Source organism: Aureitalea sp. L0-47, from assembly GCF_026126405.1.
In the GTDB taxonomy this organism is placed as follows: Bacteria; Bacteroidota; Bacteroidia; order Flavobacteriales; family Flavobacteriaceae; genus Pukyongia.
On sequence record NZ_JAFMTQ010000002.1, the window covers coordinates 65,266 to 79,003 of the forward strand.

13 protein-coding genes and 1 tRNA gene are annotated in these 13,738 nt (G+C 41.6%); 10 read left to right on the top strand and 4 right to left on the bottom strand.

Translation table 11 applies throughout. The features are described from left to right. Window positions 1–2: 2 nt before the first annotated feature. Both J1N09_RS03525 and J1N09_RS03530 read right to left on the bottom strand, forming a co-directional pair. A complete protein-coding gene (locus J1N09_RS03525) occupies window positions 3–602 on the bottom strand; it encodes a CDP-alcohol phosphatidyltransferase family protein (RefSeq protein WP_265198184.1) in 600 nt (199 codons plus the stop codon). 37 nt (window positions 603–639) lie between these two features. Further along, window positions 640–1,026, bottom strand: a complete 387-nt coding sequence (locus J1N09_RS03530; protein WP_265198186.1) for a hypothetical protein — start codon at window positions 1,024–1,026, stop codon at window positions 640–642. Between the two features lie 145 nt (window positions 1,027–1,171). On the opposite strand from J1N09_RS03530, the gene J1N09_RS03535 reads away from it, so the two are divergent. From J1N09_RS03535 to J1N09_RS03565, 7 genes are all read left to right on the top strand, one after another. Beyond that, window positions 1,172–2,026, top strand: coding sequence for a helix-turn-helix domain-containing protein (locus tag J1N09_RS03535; protein WP_265198187.1), 855 nt, complete (start codon window positions 1,172–1,174; stop codon window positions 2,024–2,026). A 95-nt stretch (window positions 2,027–2,121) separates the two neighbouring features. Continuing rightward, complete coding sequence (locus tag J1N09_RS03540; protein ID WP_265198189.1) at window positions 2,122–2,517, top strand: DUF5367 domain-containing protein; 396 nt, start codon at window positions 2,122–2,124, stop codon at window positions 2,515–2,517. Window positions 2,518–2,547: 30 nt separating this feature from the next. Next, window positions 2,548–3,396: an NmrA family NAD(P)-binding protein gene (locus J1N09_RS03545; protein ID WP_265198191.1), complete on the top strand. Its 849-nt coding sequence runs from the start codon at window positions 2,548–2,550 to the stop codon at window positions 3,394–3,396. A gap of 187 nt (window positions 3,397–3,583) precedes the next feature. Continuing rightward, the gene (locus J1N09_RS03550; RefSeq protein WP_265198192.1) at window positions 3,584–3,949 is read left to right on the top strand and encodes an arsenate reductase family protein; all 366 of its coding nucleotides are present in this window, start codon (window positions 3,584–3,586) and stop codon (window positions 3,947–3,949) included. A 144-nt stretch (window positions 3,950–4,093) separates the two neighbouring features. Further along, window positions 4,094–4,591: a ferritin gene (locus J1N09_RS03555; protein ID WP_265198194.1), complete on the top strand. Its 498-nt coding sequence runs from the start codon at window positions 4,094–4,096 to the stop codon at window positions 4,589–4,591. 416 nt (window positions 4,592–5,007) lie between these two features. Next, window positions 5,008–6,285, top strand: a complete 1,278-nt coding sequence (locus tag J1N09_RS03560) for a ribonucleotide-diphosphate reductase subunit beta (RefSeq protein WP_265198195.1) — start codon at window positions 5,008–5,010, stop codon at window positions 6,283–6,285. Between the two features lie 6 nt (window positions 6,286–6,291). Continuing rightward, window positions 6,292–8,079, top strand: a complete 1,788-nt coding sequence (locus tag J1N09_RS03565; RefSeq protein WP_265198196.1) for a ribonucleoside-diphosphate reductase subunit alpha — start codon at window positions 6,292–6,294, stop codon at window positions 8,077–8,079. Between the two features lie 86 nt (window positions 8,080–8,165). On the opposite strand, the gene J1N09_RS03570 is transcribed toward J1N09_RS03565, so the two are convergent. After that, window positions 8,166–9,074 carry a helix-turn-helix domain-containing protein gene (locus tag J1N09_RS03570; protein ID WP_265198197.1) on the bottom strand — a complete coding sequence of 303 codons (909 nt, stop codon included), beginning with the start codon at window positions 9,072–9,074 and terminating at the stop codon, window positions 8,166–8,168. 154 nt (window positions 9,075–9,228) lie between these two features. Here J1N09_RS03570 and J1N09_RS03575 point away from each other — a divergent pair, with 154 nt between their 5' ends. The 3 genes from J1N09_RS03575 to J1N09_RS03585 are packed head-to-tail and all read left to right on the top strand — an operon-like array spanning window position 9,229 to window position 13,056. After that, window positions 9,229–11,445 carry a carbohydrate binding family 9 domain-containing protein gene (locus J1N09_RS03575; RefSeq protein WP_265198198.1) on the top strand — a complete coding sequence of 739 codons (2,217 nt, stop codon included), beginning with the start codon at window positions 9,229–9,231 and terminating at the stop codon, window positions 11,443–11,445. A gap of 2 nt (window positions 11,446–11,447) precedes the next feature. After that, window positions 11,448–12,569: an alpha/beta hydrolase gene (locus J1N09_RS03580; RefSeq protein WP_265198199.1), complete on the top strand. Its 1,122-nt coding sequence runs from the start codon at window positions 11,448–11,450 to the stop codon at window positions 12,567–12,569. 13 nt (window positions 12,570–12,582) lie between these two features. Continuing rightward, window positions 12,583–13,056, top strand: a complete 474-nt coding sequence (locus J1N09_RS03585) for a cupin domain-containing protein (protein ID WP_265198200.1) — start codon at window positions 12,583–12,585, stop codon at window positions 13,054–13,056. Window positions 13,057–13,502: 446 nt separating this feature from the next. Here the strand turns inward: J1N09_RS03585 and J1N09_RS03590 are convergent. Then, window positions 13,503–13,575: transfer RNA gene (locus J1N09_RS03590), tRNA-Gln, on the bottom strand. Between the last annotated feature and the right edge of the window lie 163 nt (window positions 13,576–13,738).

Sequence of the window (13,738 nt, forward strand, 5' to 3'; positions counted from 1 at the left end):
AATTAGTTCCTTCTACTACTTCTTCGTTCCTTTTTTCTTTTCTGAATGGCCCAGTAAATACCTTTTACGTCTTTCGTCCATTCATCGTGCATAAAAATTAGTGCGATCTCCTCTAAAGTTTCCAGAACACCGATTACGAGTACTGTATAGAACAACCATAACATAGGGGTAAAGAAGAGCGCAGTTAAGATGAAAAACGCCTGTACGATGGCCGATAATTTCGCAAAATAGGTGTGAAAAGCCGTGGTTTTGCCATACTTGATAAAGGCGATGAGCATTTGCAGAAAATAGGGTATGAAGACGATGAGCAGCAGCTGTATTTTATGACTCATGAACTCAGTCTCAAATACAAAGAGCCCCACGATCCCAAGGATAAAAGTGATCTGGTCGCCCATGGAATCCAGCTGTGAACCCCTGGCGCTGGAGATTTTCAGGGATCGTGCCAGATAGCCGTCGATGGCATCTGTACTAAAGCTCAATAACAACATCCATGAGAAAGCCACCCTCATTTCAAGGATGAGCAGAACAATTAACACCGGAGCTGCCGCGATCCTGTAAAAGGAAAACCAATCCGCTATGTTGTAATTTTTAAAAGTTAGCATCTGTGATTCAATTTGCAGCAGCTATTTGGCGATCTTATCAATAAGGGATAATCCGGTACACCACGTTCAGGAGATAGAAACCAACGAATAAAAGGGCCAGGTACAATACCTGAACAAGCTTCATATTGATATATTCGAGCCATCCGGCTACTACCTTCGGAATAATAAAGAGTGAAAGTCCGAGGAACAATGCCATCCAGCCCAGCAGGGTAACTACCACCCGGTAATCTGATTCCCAAACATTGTGGGCAAGTATTGTCAGCAACCCCAATATTATAGCCAAAAACGCCGCCAATATCGTAAATTTCTGGTCTTTCAGGTCTTCGAAAATCTGCTTGACCCGTTTCGGATTAAAACTCAGGATCACAAAGAATATGATGAGGTACCACCCCCAAAATGCCGCGAGATAATTAGACACATCCATTTCAATGGTTTTTGGTTAATTAATAAATGTAACTCAGCAACCTCCCGGAAACTATGACATTGATCATGGCAGATCCACATACTGACCAAAGGATATGTTAACGGACTTTCAAAAGGATCGGTAATACTCTATATTTAATCTCAATATGACCCGAGACATCATCGATATAAACGACTTTACTATCCTGGTTGAAACAGCCGATTCTGAGACGGTGACAATAGATTCCTGTTGTTTCGACGAACCGGTGATCGCAGTCGCCTTTTACGGCTCAGGGAACGTGGACCTCAAAATGAAGTACATGGATAAGGTGCGTGACTTCAATTATACCAAAGGCCTTGCGCTTTCCTTTTATGCAGATGAAAAGGTGATCTGTGAACATACGGTAGCCGCCAACAAACCCCTGGAGTGTATAGTTGTCGCAACAGCAACGAGAAACCTCGAAAAACTTCCCAACCAGGAAGGTGAGATCTTTACTTCTATGCTGAAGGAGCTGGTGAATCCAAGCGATCATTACGTTGAAGGGCCCAGTTTCTTTATGACTCCCGAAATGCAACAAATTGTGGATTCCGTTTTTAAAAATACTTATCACGGAAAGACCAAGATGATGTTCTTTCGCAGTCAGATGACCGCACTCTTATCTCATTTCTTCGGACAGCTAGCCGAAATGCAAACTGAGACCATCAACACCACCGAACGTGAAAAACTGGAACTGGCGAGATCGATACTTGCAGAACGTCTGGACAACCCGCCATCCCTTTCGGAACTTTCCCGACAAATTGGTCTGAACACTTACAATCTCAAAAAGAATTTCAAGGAAATGTTCGGCCTTCCCGTATTCAAGTATCTTCAGAACCAAAGGCTCACAACTGCTCACGACCTTATTCGCTCTGAGAAGACAACAGTGCAAGAGGCGGCCTGGCAGGTAGGTTACGACAGCCTTAGTTCCTTTTCGAATGCTTTCACCAAGAAATTCGGCTACAGGCCCAGTCAGATCAAGTAGTACTCCTTTTCGAACAAATCATACTCCTTTCAGAATAAATCATCACGCATAGGTCGCGATAGTTTTGTCATATCAAACATTAAAAACCACTTGATATGAATTACACAAGAGCTATTCGAACGGGAGTTGCCATTTGGATGATAGGAGTTACACTTTTCACCATTGCAACATTACTCCCCATTTCAAACGATCCTGAATTGCAGGGAAATTTAACCCTGGCAATAAGTTTTCTACCCCTGGCATGGTTTGGTTCACGCTACTATTTCAAATCCGAACCTCAAACCCAAGGGTATCAATTAGCACTCGTCCTGGCCGTCATCGCCATCGTTTTGGATGCGCTTATCACTGTCCCATTATTCTTTTTACCCCATGGTATAGGGTATGTGGATTTCTTCGGGGCGCCGGGTTTCTGGATCCTCATGGTGGAGTACACCGGAGTCGTTCTTTTGTATGACTATCTGAGACGAAGACGATCAATTAAACACGCATAAATCTATTAATAACACACAAAATTTTAAATCATGAAAAAGCCAAAATTTTTAATCATCGGAGGAACAGGAAAAACAGGTAGAAAAGTTGTAAACAGCCTGCGATTGTTGAACCAGGAAGTGCGCGTAGGATCGCGGAATGCGGATATTCCCTTCAACTGGGAAAAGCCAGAAACCTTTGGCCCTGCTTTAGAAGGAATTGACAAAGTGTACATTACTTTCCAACCAGACCTGGCCGTACCCGGAGCCTTTGAAGCAGTGAGTTTACTTGTTGAAATCGCGAAAGAAAAAGGAGTGAGTAAACTGGTACTGATGTCCGGTAAAGGTGAAATTGAAGCTGAACGTTGTGAAGGTGCCGTAATCAATTCAGGACTCGATTACAGTATAGTTAGGGCCAACTGGTTTAGTCAGAATTACAGCGAGAATTTCCTGCTGGAGCCCGTACTTCAGGGGGTAGTCGCCTTACCTATGGGAGACATGAAGGTGCCTTATGTCGACACCGGAGACATCGCCGATGTAGTAGTGGAATGTCTGCTGCACGAAGAGCACAATGGTAGGATCTACCAACTAACTGGATCCGAAACTTTTACTTTTCCGCAGGTGTGTGAGCTCATTTCCGAAGCTACAGGCCGTGAAATTAAGTTTGTAGCAGTATCACTTCAGGAATATGTGGAAGTGATGAAGACCATGGACCTGCCAGAGATCTATGTTTGGTTGATAGAGTACTTGTTCAGTCATGTTCTGACGAACCCGGAGAATGAAGAGATCACAAATGATATCCAAACCATTCTGAAACGGCCTGCCAGATCGTTCCGTGAGTATGTGAAGGAAACAGCGGAATCGGGTGTTTGGAACCAACCAGTGCTTGTCGATACGGAGTAGTTTATTCAGCTAGTTCCACCTTTAAATAAAGACTCTGATTCATCTATGAATTAGGGTCTTTTTATGTTCTTCTACTGATCAAAATCATTGTTGGGAGTTGTATTCAATATTACATTTATATAACGTAGTAGGCATACAACAAATTCACTATGAAACATTAAATGAGTGTTGATTAAATTCAGGAAAAATGGGAGAAATAGCCACATCAAACCGACAAATAACCTTGTTCTATAATTCGGATTCAGTGAGGGCGAAACAAACCCTTGTTTACGCTGAAACCGAAGGGTTCCCGATTCAAAAGAGAGATATGCTATCGGCTCCGCTTACAGGGACGCAGATCGCAGAGATCGCCACTCGCCTTGACATGAAGATTGAGGACCTGGTAAACCAGGATCATCCGAAGTACACATCTCAATTCGAGCATCACGATCTATCGGATGACGACTGGATCAAAATGATTAGACATCACCCGGAAATTATGAAGCAACCTATTGCAATTCGAGGTGATAAAACCATACTGGTGGAAACCCCAACGGACATCATTAAAATCTAGCTGCGAGATATAGCAACAAATGATTGAAATCCGAGATTTTTTTCCTCTATTGTTTTATAAATAAAATAATTAGGGTGAACTCGTATTTCGCTTTATTAGTTAGTATTTTTGTACTTATAGAAATCGACATAAATATTTATAGATATGCATGCATCAATTGAAAATTTACTGAACGATCAGATAAAAGTGGAAGCAACTGCGTCCATGCATTACCTGGCGATGGCTTCCTGGGCGGATGCCGAAGGTTTCAGCGGAGTTGCTAATTTCTTCTACGCACAGTCGGAAGAAGAAAGAGAGCATATGCTGAAATTAGTGAAATTCGTGAACGAGCGTGGTGGCAAAGTCGTAGTACCGGCATTGGATCAACCTACCGATAAATTTACATCCCTCAAAGCTCTTTTTGAGAAGTTCCTCGACAGCGAAGTGTTTGTGACCAAGCAAATCAACACTATTATCGACACTTGCCTGGAACAAAAGGATTATAACACTAATAACTTCATGCAGTGGTATGTTACCGAGCAACTGGAAGAAGAAGCTACTGCCAGAACATTGCTGGACAAACTTAACATCATAGGAGATAACAATTCGGGCTACTATCTATTCGACCGCGATATTGAGTCCTTCATTCAACCTCAAGAATAATACTTATGTTTCCTGCATAAGAAAAGTAAAAACCGGAAAATTAACGTTTCCGGTTTTTTTAGGCCCTATTTACACTTTTATCTGCTCCTGATTTTTGCCTCCTTTTTGTCTCAACCGAAACGTCAATTTTCAATTTCCGACTAACACAAAATTTTCAATTTCGTAACATCAATTTCACTTATCTGCGTTTTTCCGAAGTAAACATTTTGAAAATTTTCCGGGCAATTAACAAAAATGAGCAGATCACTACACACAATTTTCACCCACCATTTCAATATATATAAGTGTTGATGGAAATATTATTGACGTTAAAAAATGTTAATAAGAATGTTGAGAATCCATTTTGAAGTTTTAGGAATTGTGCTTCAAAAAACACAATATTTATATATCTAATTACTCACTTTTATTTACCGGATATGACGAAAATTGAACATGTGATCAAGAGGGATTTTACGACCCGTGAATTCGAGCTCGAAAAGATAACCAATGCCATATTTAAGGCAATGAGCGCCGTGCAAAAAGGAACACAGGAAGATGCGCAAAACGTTGCAATTAGTGTATATAAAGGGCTTCTGGAGAGAAAAGAGGCAGACCCGGACTACATTCCAACCATAGAAGAGATCCAGGATTTTGTGGAAACCAAACTCATGATAGATGGATTCCATGAAGCCGCCAAGGCCTATATTCTATACCGTAATCAACAGGCCCTGAGCCGCAAATCGAATATCTTCGAAAAGCGGATCAACCTCAAACCTTATGAGTACCCGCAACTATACGAATATGTGCCGGCTATCCGACATTCGTACTGGATCCATACCGAATTTAGTTTCACCAGCGATATCCAGGATTTCAAATCACGTCTTACAGATGTGGAACGCAGCGCCATCAAGAATACCATGCTGGCTATCTCACAGATCGAAGTAGCCGTGAAGAGCTTCTGGGGTGACCTGTACCACAAAATGCCAAAACCGGAAATCGGATCGGTGGGAGCCACTTTTGCAGAAAGCGAAGTAAGGCACCATGACGCCTATTCACACCTTCTGGAAATTCTCGGGTTGAACGATGAGTTCAAGGCACTGAAAAAGAAGCCGGTAATCATGAAACGTGTTCAGTACCTGGAAACGGCCCTTCGGAATGCCAAAAGTGAAGACCAAAAAGAATATGCCGAATCGATATTGCTGTTCTCTCTTTTTATTGAGCACGTATCTCTATTCTCTCAGTTTCTCATCATCATGGCCTTCAACAAACATAAGAATGTTCTCAAGGGCATTTCCAATGTGGTTGAAGCGACCTCCAAGGAGGAGCAGATCCATGGTGACTTCGGAATAGATATCATCAAGATCCTACAGGACGAACACCCAGAGTGGTTTAATGCCGAATACAAGGGGATGATACAAAAGATGTGCAGCAAGGCTTACGAAGCCGAAAGTGACATCGTAGACTGGATCTTCGAAGCAGGTGAGCTGGACTTCTTACCGAAGGCAGTGGTCAACGAATTTATCAAGAACCGATTCAACGCTTCATTGGAAAGCATCGGAATTGAAAAAGTGTTTCACATTGATGAGGAACTCGTGGCACAAACCGAATGGTTCGACGACGAGATCATCGGTACCAAGCACGGCGATTTCTTTGTAAAGCGATCCATAAACTACAGTAAAAGAACCCAAAGTATAACCGGAGACGACCTATTTTAAAAAACTATGCAAAAAGAAAACCTCACAACTAGCACAAACCAGAAAACAACATCCCCAAATCAGGATTTAACCACTGCCAGAAAAGAAGCACTAAAACAATATGCCCCGTTAGCCCCAGGTAAATTCGAATGGCTTAACGATAATAGTCGGAAATTTTTAGCCGGCGGATATCTCGTAGACGGAGTAAGCGCAGAAGAACGTATCATGGAAGTGGCCCAACGCGCCGAGAGAATTCTAGAGATGCCTGGATTTGCCGACAAGTTTTATAATTATATGTCCCATGGTTTCTACTCACTTGCTTCACCGGTTTGGTCGAACTTCGGAAAAGAAAGAGGGCTTCCAATAAGCTGTTTTGGGTCGCATATCGATGATGATATGGGGAATATACTGTATACCCAGTCTGAAGTAGGAATGATGTCGAAATTAGGAGGTGGCACTTCGGGTTTCTTCGGAAAAATAAGACACAGAGGTGCTCCGGTTAAGAATAACGGAGAAGCTTCAGGTGCCGTACACATCATGCAGCTGTTCGAATCAATGGTAGATGTAGTGAGCCAGGGTTCGGTTCGAAGAGGAAGGTTCTCTCCTTACTTACCGATAGATCACGAGGATATCATGGAATTCCTCGAAATAGGAACCGAGGGGAATCCCATTCAGCAACTAACACACGGAGTAACTGTACCTAACGACTGGATGCAGGAAATGGTGGACGGTGACGCTGATAAGAGAGCCGTATGGGCCAAAGTACTCCAAAGACGTGGAGAAATGGGATATCCTTATGTATTCTTCAGTGACAACGCCAACAATGGTGCTGCTGACGTCTACAAGGACAAGAATCACAGGATCTACGCCAGTAACCTCTGTACGGAGATCATGTTGCCGTCTAATGACGACTGGTCTTTCGTATGTGTGCTGTCCAGCATCAACCTACTTCACTACGACAAGTGGAAGGACACCGACGCGGTTGAAACAATGATCTTCTTCCTGGATGCCGTAATCACGGAATTCCTCGAAAAACTTGAAGCCTACAGGGATTCTTCCGATAGAGAGGATCGCCAAACCTTCCTGTTCATGGAGCGAGCGTATAATTTCGCTAAAGAGAACAGGGCACTAGGTATGGGAGTATTGGGATGGCATTCGCTGCTTCAGGCAAAAAGATTGTCTTTCAATAGTCAGGAAGCTTATAACCTCAACAGTGAGATATTTAAGGAAATCCAAGAGCGATCGCACGTGGCCTCCAAACAACTGGCTGATAAGTTCGGCGAGCCGGAAGTATTGAAAGGTTACGGTAGAAGAAATACTACAATGAATGCCGTTGCCCCAACAACCTCATCGGCTTTCATCCTTGGGCAGGTTTCGCAGGGAATAGAACCGATCTGGTCCAACATCTATGTGAAAGACATCGCTAAGTTAAAGACCACGATCAAGAATCCATTCCTAGAAGAATTGCTAGAGGAAAAAGGTATGAATAACCCGGAGGTATGGAAAGACATTCGGAATCGTGACGGGTCTGTTCAGCACCTGGACTTCCTGACGCAAGAGGAAAAGGATGTATTTAAAACCTACTCGGAGATCGACCAGATGGATATTATCTACCAGGCGGCTAACCGACAGAACCACATAGATCAAGGTCAATCGTTGAATATCATTGTACACCCGGATATGCCTACCAAGGAGATCAATAAGATACACGTTACGGCATGGAAATTAGGTCTGAAATCACTGTACTATCAGCACAGTATGAATGCTGCACAGAAGTTCAAACAGAAAAAGGAATGTACAAGTTGCGAAGGCTAACGAAAGACACTTCGCTCAATTAATCAAGTCCCAACTGTTTATTGAAGTGAAATTGAATCCTCAGGTCCCCCGACCTGAGGATTTTTTTAATTCATATTTCTGAAGTCGTTTGGACTTAGCCCGGTCTTGTTCTTGAATAATCTACTGAAGTGTTGTGGATATCTAAATCCCAACTCATATGCAATTTCGCTGATACTTTTTTCGTGATCAAAGACCTTCTCTTTCGCCACTTCGATGAGTTTATTCTGGATGTACTCTTGCGCAGATCTTCCGGTTTCTTTCTTAATTAAATCACCGAAATAATTGGGTGACAAATGAAGCTGTTCAGCAAAGTAAGTGACGGATGGCAATCCTTGTTTATTGGGTTCTTCGGATAAGAAATATTCATTCAACAGTACATCAAACCTTTCTAAGGAGGTTGAATGAGCCACTTCTCTTGTCAGGAATTGTCGATCATAGAATCGCACACAATAATCCAAAAGTAATTCCAAATTGGAAACAATCAAGTTTTTGGAATGTCCATCCATATTTTGCTCAAGTTCAAATTGAATCTTTTCGAGCAAGTCCAAGATAATTCTCCGCTCTTTCATGGATATGTGGAGAGCCTCATTTACTGCATAAGAAAAGAAAGAGTACGATTGGATTTTCTTTCCTAATTTGGTGCCATGTAATAAATCGGGGTGAAACAGCAATGCATATCCCTTGGGTACATGATTCTTTTCATACACAAACCCGACTGATTGTTGGGGTGATAAAAATACCATTGTGCCTTCATCAAAATCATAGTGCTTACCGCCATATTTCATTTTACACGAATTGTGATCCTTCAAGAAGATCGCATAGCATTCAAAAGTAAATCCGCTATAGGTCGGTGGAGATACTGAACTTGGTTCAAACTTGTCAAAATCTAAAATACCTATAAGAGGATGAAGCAATTCATAGTTACGCAACTTAAAGTACGTTGACACGGAATCTATCGTCATGAAATTCTCCATAGTTCAATAATTATTCATTAAATATAAGATATTGATAGTCATATAATGCCATCGAACGGTCATATCAGTAATAATGGTAGAACTATCTGTAATAATGGTATCGTAATCTCGTATTCATACCCTTAATTTTGGAATGTCAGACAACATTACTTCTATGAAAGGAGCATTCCTTTTCTTTTTAACCATCCTAACAGGGGCTGTTTTTACGTATGAGATGAAGGCCCAAGATACTCCTAAAAGTATTAGAGCAAAATTCATAAATGAAGAAATTACATTGGATGGAGAACTCAAGGAAGACTTTTGGAAAACCACTGACAAGACAACCGATTTTTGGCAATATTTTCCTTCAGACAGTATTGTTGCAAAATATCAAACTACCGTTCAAATAGCGTATAACGAAACGACACTTTACGTTGGTATTCGTGCAGAAATTCCAAGCAATGATTTTGTGGTAACTTCTCTTAAGCGAGACTTTAGTGGAGTCCGTAATGATAACGTGAGTATCTTGTTCGATACTTTTAACGACGGTGCCAATGCGTTTGGATTTGGCATCACACCGTATGGTGTTCGGCGGGAATTCTTAGTGTCATCGGGAGGTTCGTCCAGAGAGAACTACAATTTTAGCTGGGATGTAAAATGGCAAGGTGAAAGCAAAATTTACGATACCTACTTTACTGCAGAGATGGCCATACCATTTACCTCATTAAAATTTGAGGAAGGAGCTACCAATTGGGGTGTAAGACCCTACAGATTCAATATCCAGTCAAATGAAACCAGTACTCTGGCCAGAGTCCCACAATCACAGTTATTGGGCACCCTGGCCTTTATGGATGAATTGGTTTTTGAAAAACCTTTGGGAAAATCCAGAACTCCTTTTGCACTAATTCCCTATATAAATGGTCTTGCTCAAAAGGACTTTGAAAACAACCATGAAGATTCTAAGATTTCCGTCGGTGGTGATGCGAAAATCGCAATCGGTGATGGATTGAATTTAGATTTAACCATAAACCCGGATTTTTCAAATGTTGAAGTCGATGACATTTTTACCAATTTGACAAGATTCGAGTTGCGCCTACCGGAACGCCGTCAGTTTTTTATTGATAATGGCGACCTTTTTGGTTCATTCGGAAACTTCTTTGGCGAGGCACGTCCTTTCTTTTCAAGACGCATTGGGCTGGCTCGTGATGTTGATGATGATCTAATTCAAAATGACATCATTGCAGGAGCCCGACTGAGTGGGAAATTGAATGAGAATTGGCGGCTGGGTGTATTGAATATTCAAACCGCTGCGGACCGGGCTAACGAAATTGCTTCAAATAACAATTCAATGATAGCTTTACAAAAAAAAGTAGGGAGCCGTTCCATCATTGGCGCATTTATTGTTAATAGAGAACGCTTTAAAGAATACAGCTTTTCAGAAGGTAATGATAGATACAATCGTGTATTTGGAATAGATTACAACCTTGCAACAGCGGACAATTCCTGGTCCGGCAGGTATTATCTTCATAAATCTATAAATCCGGATGACAAAGGAGGAAATTTCTCGGCCCAAGCCGTTACTACTTATAATAAAAATAACTGGGTCTTTATCAATGATTGGGTGTTCGTGGACAATGACTTCAAAGCTGATTTAGGTTTCGTGCCACGAACTGATATTTTTAAAATGGGTAATTTTGCTCAGCACTTTCTATATCCGAGGAACCGGGAAGTAATCAACAGGAATAATATTCAGATTCTATTTATAAATTACTTTAGACCTAATTTGGATTTCAAACTAACCGATTATTTATTAAGAACCACTTGGGAAACCGAATTTAAAAGCAATTCAAAAATTACAGCCAATCTTGTCAATCAATACATATTCTTGACTGAAGAATTTGATCCAACACGTAAGGATGATGGAACACCTTTGCCGGGTAATGAAGGTTATACCTTTACCCAGGCAAGCATTGAGTTTGAATCTAATAACACAAATTTATTTACCTATTCTTTTAACACCACCTTAGGGGAATTCTTTATCGGCAATCGCTATTCGGCAGGTGGAACTCTAAGTTACAGGTGGCAGCCGTGGGCACAATTTTCCGTAAATGTAAACTACGATGGCATCAAATTACCGGCACCCTACGAAAGTGCAGACTATTGGCTTATCACACCGAGAATGGATGTGACTTTTAGCAAAACATTGTTTTTTACAGCCCTGGCGCAATACAGTAATCAGCGTGATAATTTTGGGGTTAATGCCCGATTACAATGGCGTTTTGCCCCCTTATCAGATTTGTTCCTCGTCTACAATGACAATTACTTCACTCAAGAATTTGCTCCACGTTTTAGATCCATTAATCTAAAGGTTACGTATTGGTTAAATTTGTAGTTATGATAAAGTACTTTAATTTTTACACGGGAATTTTGTGTACACTTGTATTTATTTTGAGTTGTGCCGAAAGGCAGCCGAATAGTGCGGATCCGTCTATCAGTGATAAAGAATCCGTTCAAATTCAGGAACAAGGCACATTTGCGGTGGGAGGTTCAGTAATTGAAAGCCCCGGTACTTTTGATCCTGTGGCTCACGGTTATTTTAATCCGACCGATCAAAGTACAGAAGGACAAACCCTGCATGGGGATCATGCTACTGTTGTTTATCAAATTCCTGTTAATCCAAGAGAACTACCTCTCGTTTTCTGGCACGGCTACGGCCAATCCATGCGAACCTGGCAAACCACACCAGATGGGAGAGAAGGGTTTCAAAGTATCTTTCTGAAGAAAAAGTTCCCGGTGTATCTGCTGGACCAGCCCAGACGGGGGCTCTCGGGAAGAAGCACTGTTTCAACAACTACAAATGCCAGAACCGAAGATCAACTTTGGTTTGGAATATTCAGGTTGGGTGAAGGAAACCAGTTCTACCCGGAAGTTCAATTTTCACAGGATCCCGACGCATTGGAACAATTTTTTCGACAAATAACACCCGACACCGGTCCCTTGAATATCCAGGTAAATATTGATGCCGTTTCAGCTCTTTTCGATAAAATCGGGGAAGGTGTACTGGTCACTCATTCACACAGCGGCGGCCAGGGTTGGATGACGGCATTAAAGAACGACAACATCAAGGCTATTGTTTCTTATGAACCAGGGAGCAATTTCGTTTTTCCGGTGGGAAAAGTGCCACAACCCATTCCATTTGTGGGTGGGGCTTTGAAAGCTCGAGGGGTACCGATGGAAGAATTTCAGAAATTAACGAAAATCCCTATCGTCATATACTACGGGGATTATATTCCTGAAGAACCAGTGACAAGTCCTGGCAAAGAGCAATGGCGGGCAGCACTTACCATGGCCGGGCAATGGACCAAAGCCGTTAATGATGCAGGAGGAGATGTAACTTTGATCGTCCTACCAGAATTAGGGATCAAGGGCAATACGCATTTTCCTATGTCGGACCTAAACAACAAACAGATCGCGGAGTTAATGTTTGAATGGCTAAGCGAAAAAGGACTGAACTAAAAACTTAAAACACATGAAAATTCTACTTACCACTTTATTGATAGTTGTATCTGTTTTTGCGAATGCACAAAGTTCTGAATACACTGTCTCCTCATATTTGGAGGAAGGAATTAAAGCGCCAAACACCCACTACATTGGGGAAGCGTGGTTAAATCGGTTATTATCCGCCGATGGTGACCTGGATTACAATATCACAAAAGCGACCTTCAAGGCGAATTCAACCTTAGACTGGCATAAGCACACATCGCCACAGGTATTGATCTATGTTGAAGGAGAGGGCTATTATCAGGAAAGAGGAAAAGACCCTGTAATTTTAAAAGCAGGAGATGTGATCATGTGTGAAAAAGACACTGAGCATTGGCACTCATCCACTAAAGAAAGTGATGTGACATATCTGGCCATTTATGGTGGAGAACAACCAACGGTTTGGACAGAAGTACTTTCTCAAGAATATTATGATAGTGTGGCTGAGAGGTTGAAAGAATAGAGATGTATCGAAAAAGTGGTGAAGGCAAATTATGATGGAGTGGGTACTATTCCGCGACTCACTTTTGAACAAAACAAAAAGCCCGGAACAATGGTTCCGACAAACACATTGGGAAACGGAAAGTTCCGTCATTTTTGTAAACTGGAAACTACAAAAATGACGGAACAACCACCCACAATAGTGTGCCAAATGAGTCATAAGTGAAAGGTAAATCTTGATTTGGGAGAATTCTATCTAATAACTATTCACGTCTCACTATTCACCCAAAAGAAAAAGCCTGAAGCGAAAGGATCATTCTTAAATGGGGAGCGCAAAGTTTTCTTTGTTTTGTACATTGATTTAAGTTACAAAACAAAGAAAACAACCACCCACATTCACGTGGGCCAATAAAGAATAAGAATAATTAATAGAAAATAAAAAGCCGCTTCATTCGAAGCGGCTTTTTGTTGGCCCACTAGGGCTCGAACCTAGACTCTTCTGGACCAAAACCAGACGTGTTGCCAGTTACACCATGGGCCAATACCATAATGAGTGCGCAAATTTAATACAAACTTTGGTTCACACAAACAATTTTCAGCAAAAATCAGACAGACATTACGGTCTAAGACCGTTCTAAACCCCCGATTTACATTAAAGCTAAAGTTCTAGTACCATTTTCCACCCCACTTTTTGCGAAATAATA

Bases quoted from the DNA above. Each gene is read 5' to 3' on its own strand.
- J1N09_RS03560 (WP_265198195.1), top strand. From the start codon at position 5,008: ATGACGAAAATTGAACATGTGATCAAGAGGGATTTTACGACCCGTGAA.
- J1N09_RS03565 (WP_265198196.1), top strand. From the start codon at position 6,292: ATGCAAAAAGAAAACCTCACAACTAGCACAAACCAGAAAACAACATCC.
- J1N09_RS03570 (WP_265198197.1), bottom strand. From the start codon at position 9,074: ATGGAGAATTTCATGACGATAGATTCCGTGTCAACGTACTTTAAGTTG.
- J1N09_RS03535 (WP_265198187.1), top strand. From the start codon at position 1,172: ATGACCCGAGACATCATCGATATAAACGACTTTACTATCCTGGTTGAA.
- J1N09_RS03575 (WP_265198198.1), top strand. From the start codon at position 9,229: ATGAAAGGAGCATTCCTTTTCTTTTTAACCATCCTAACAGGGGCTGTT.
- J1N09_RS03545 (WP_265198191.1), top strand. From the start codon at position 2,548: ATGAAAAAGCCAAAATTTTTAATCATCGGAGGAACAGGAAAAACAGGT.
- J1N09_RS03550 (WP_265198192.1), top strand. From the start codon at position 3,584: ATGGGAGAAATAGCCACATCAAACCGACAAATAACCTTGTTCTATAAT.
- J1N09_RS03585 (WP_265198200.1), top strand. From the start codon at position 12,583: ATGAAAATTCTACTTACCACTTTATTGATAGTTGTATCTGTTTTTGCG.
- J1N09_RS03525 (WP_265198184.1), bottom strand. From the start codon at position 602: ATGCTAACTTTTAAAAATTACAACATAGCGGATTGGTTTTCCTTTTAC.
- J1N09_RS03580 (WP_265198199.1), top strand. From the start codon at position 11,448: ATGATAAAGTACTTTAATTTTTACACGGGAATTTTGTGTACACTTGTA.
- J1N09_RS03540 (WP_265198189.1), top strand. From the start codon at position 2,122: ATGAATTACACAAGAGCTATTCGAACGGGAGTTGCCATTTGGATGATA.
- J1N09_RS03530 (WP_265198186.1), bottom strand. From the start codon at position 1,026: ATGGATGTGTCTAATTATCTCGCGGCATTTTGGGGGTGGTACCTCATC.
- J1N09_RS03555 (WP_265198194.1), top strand. From the start codon at position 4,094: ATGCATGCATCAATTGAAAATTTACTGAACGATCAGATAAAAGTGGAA.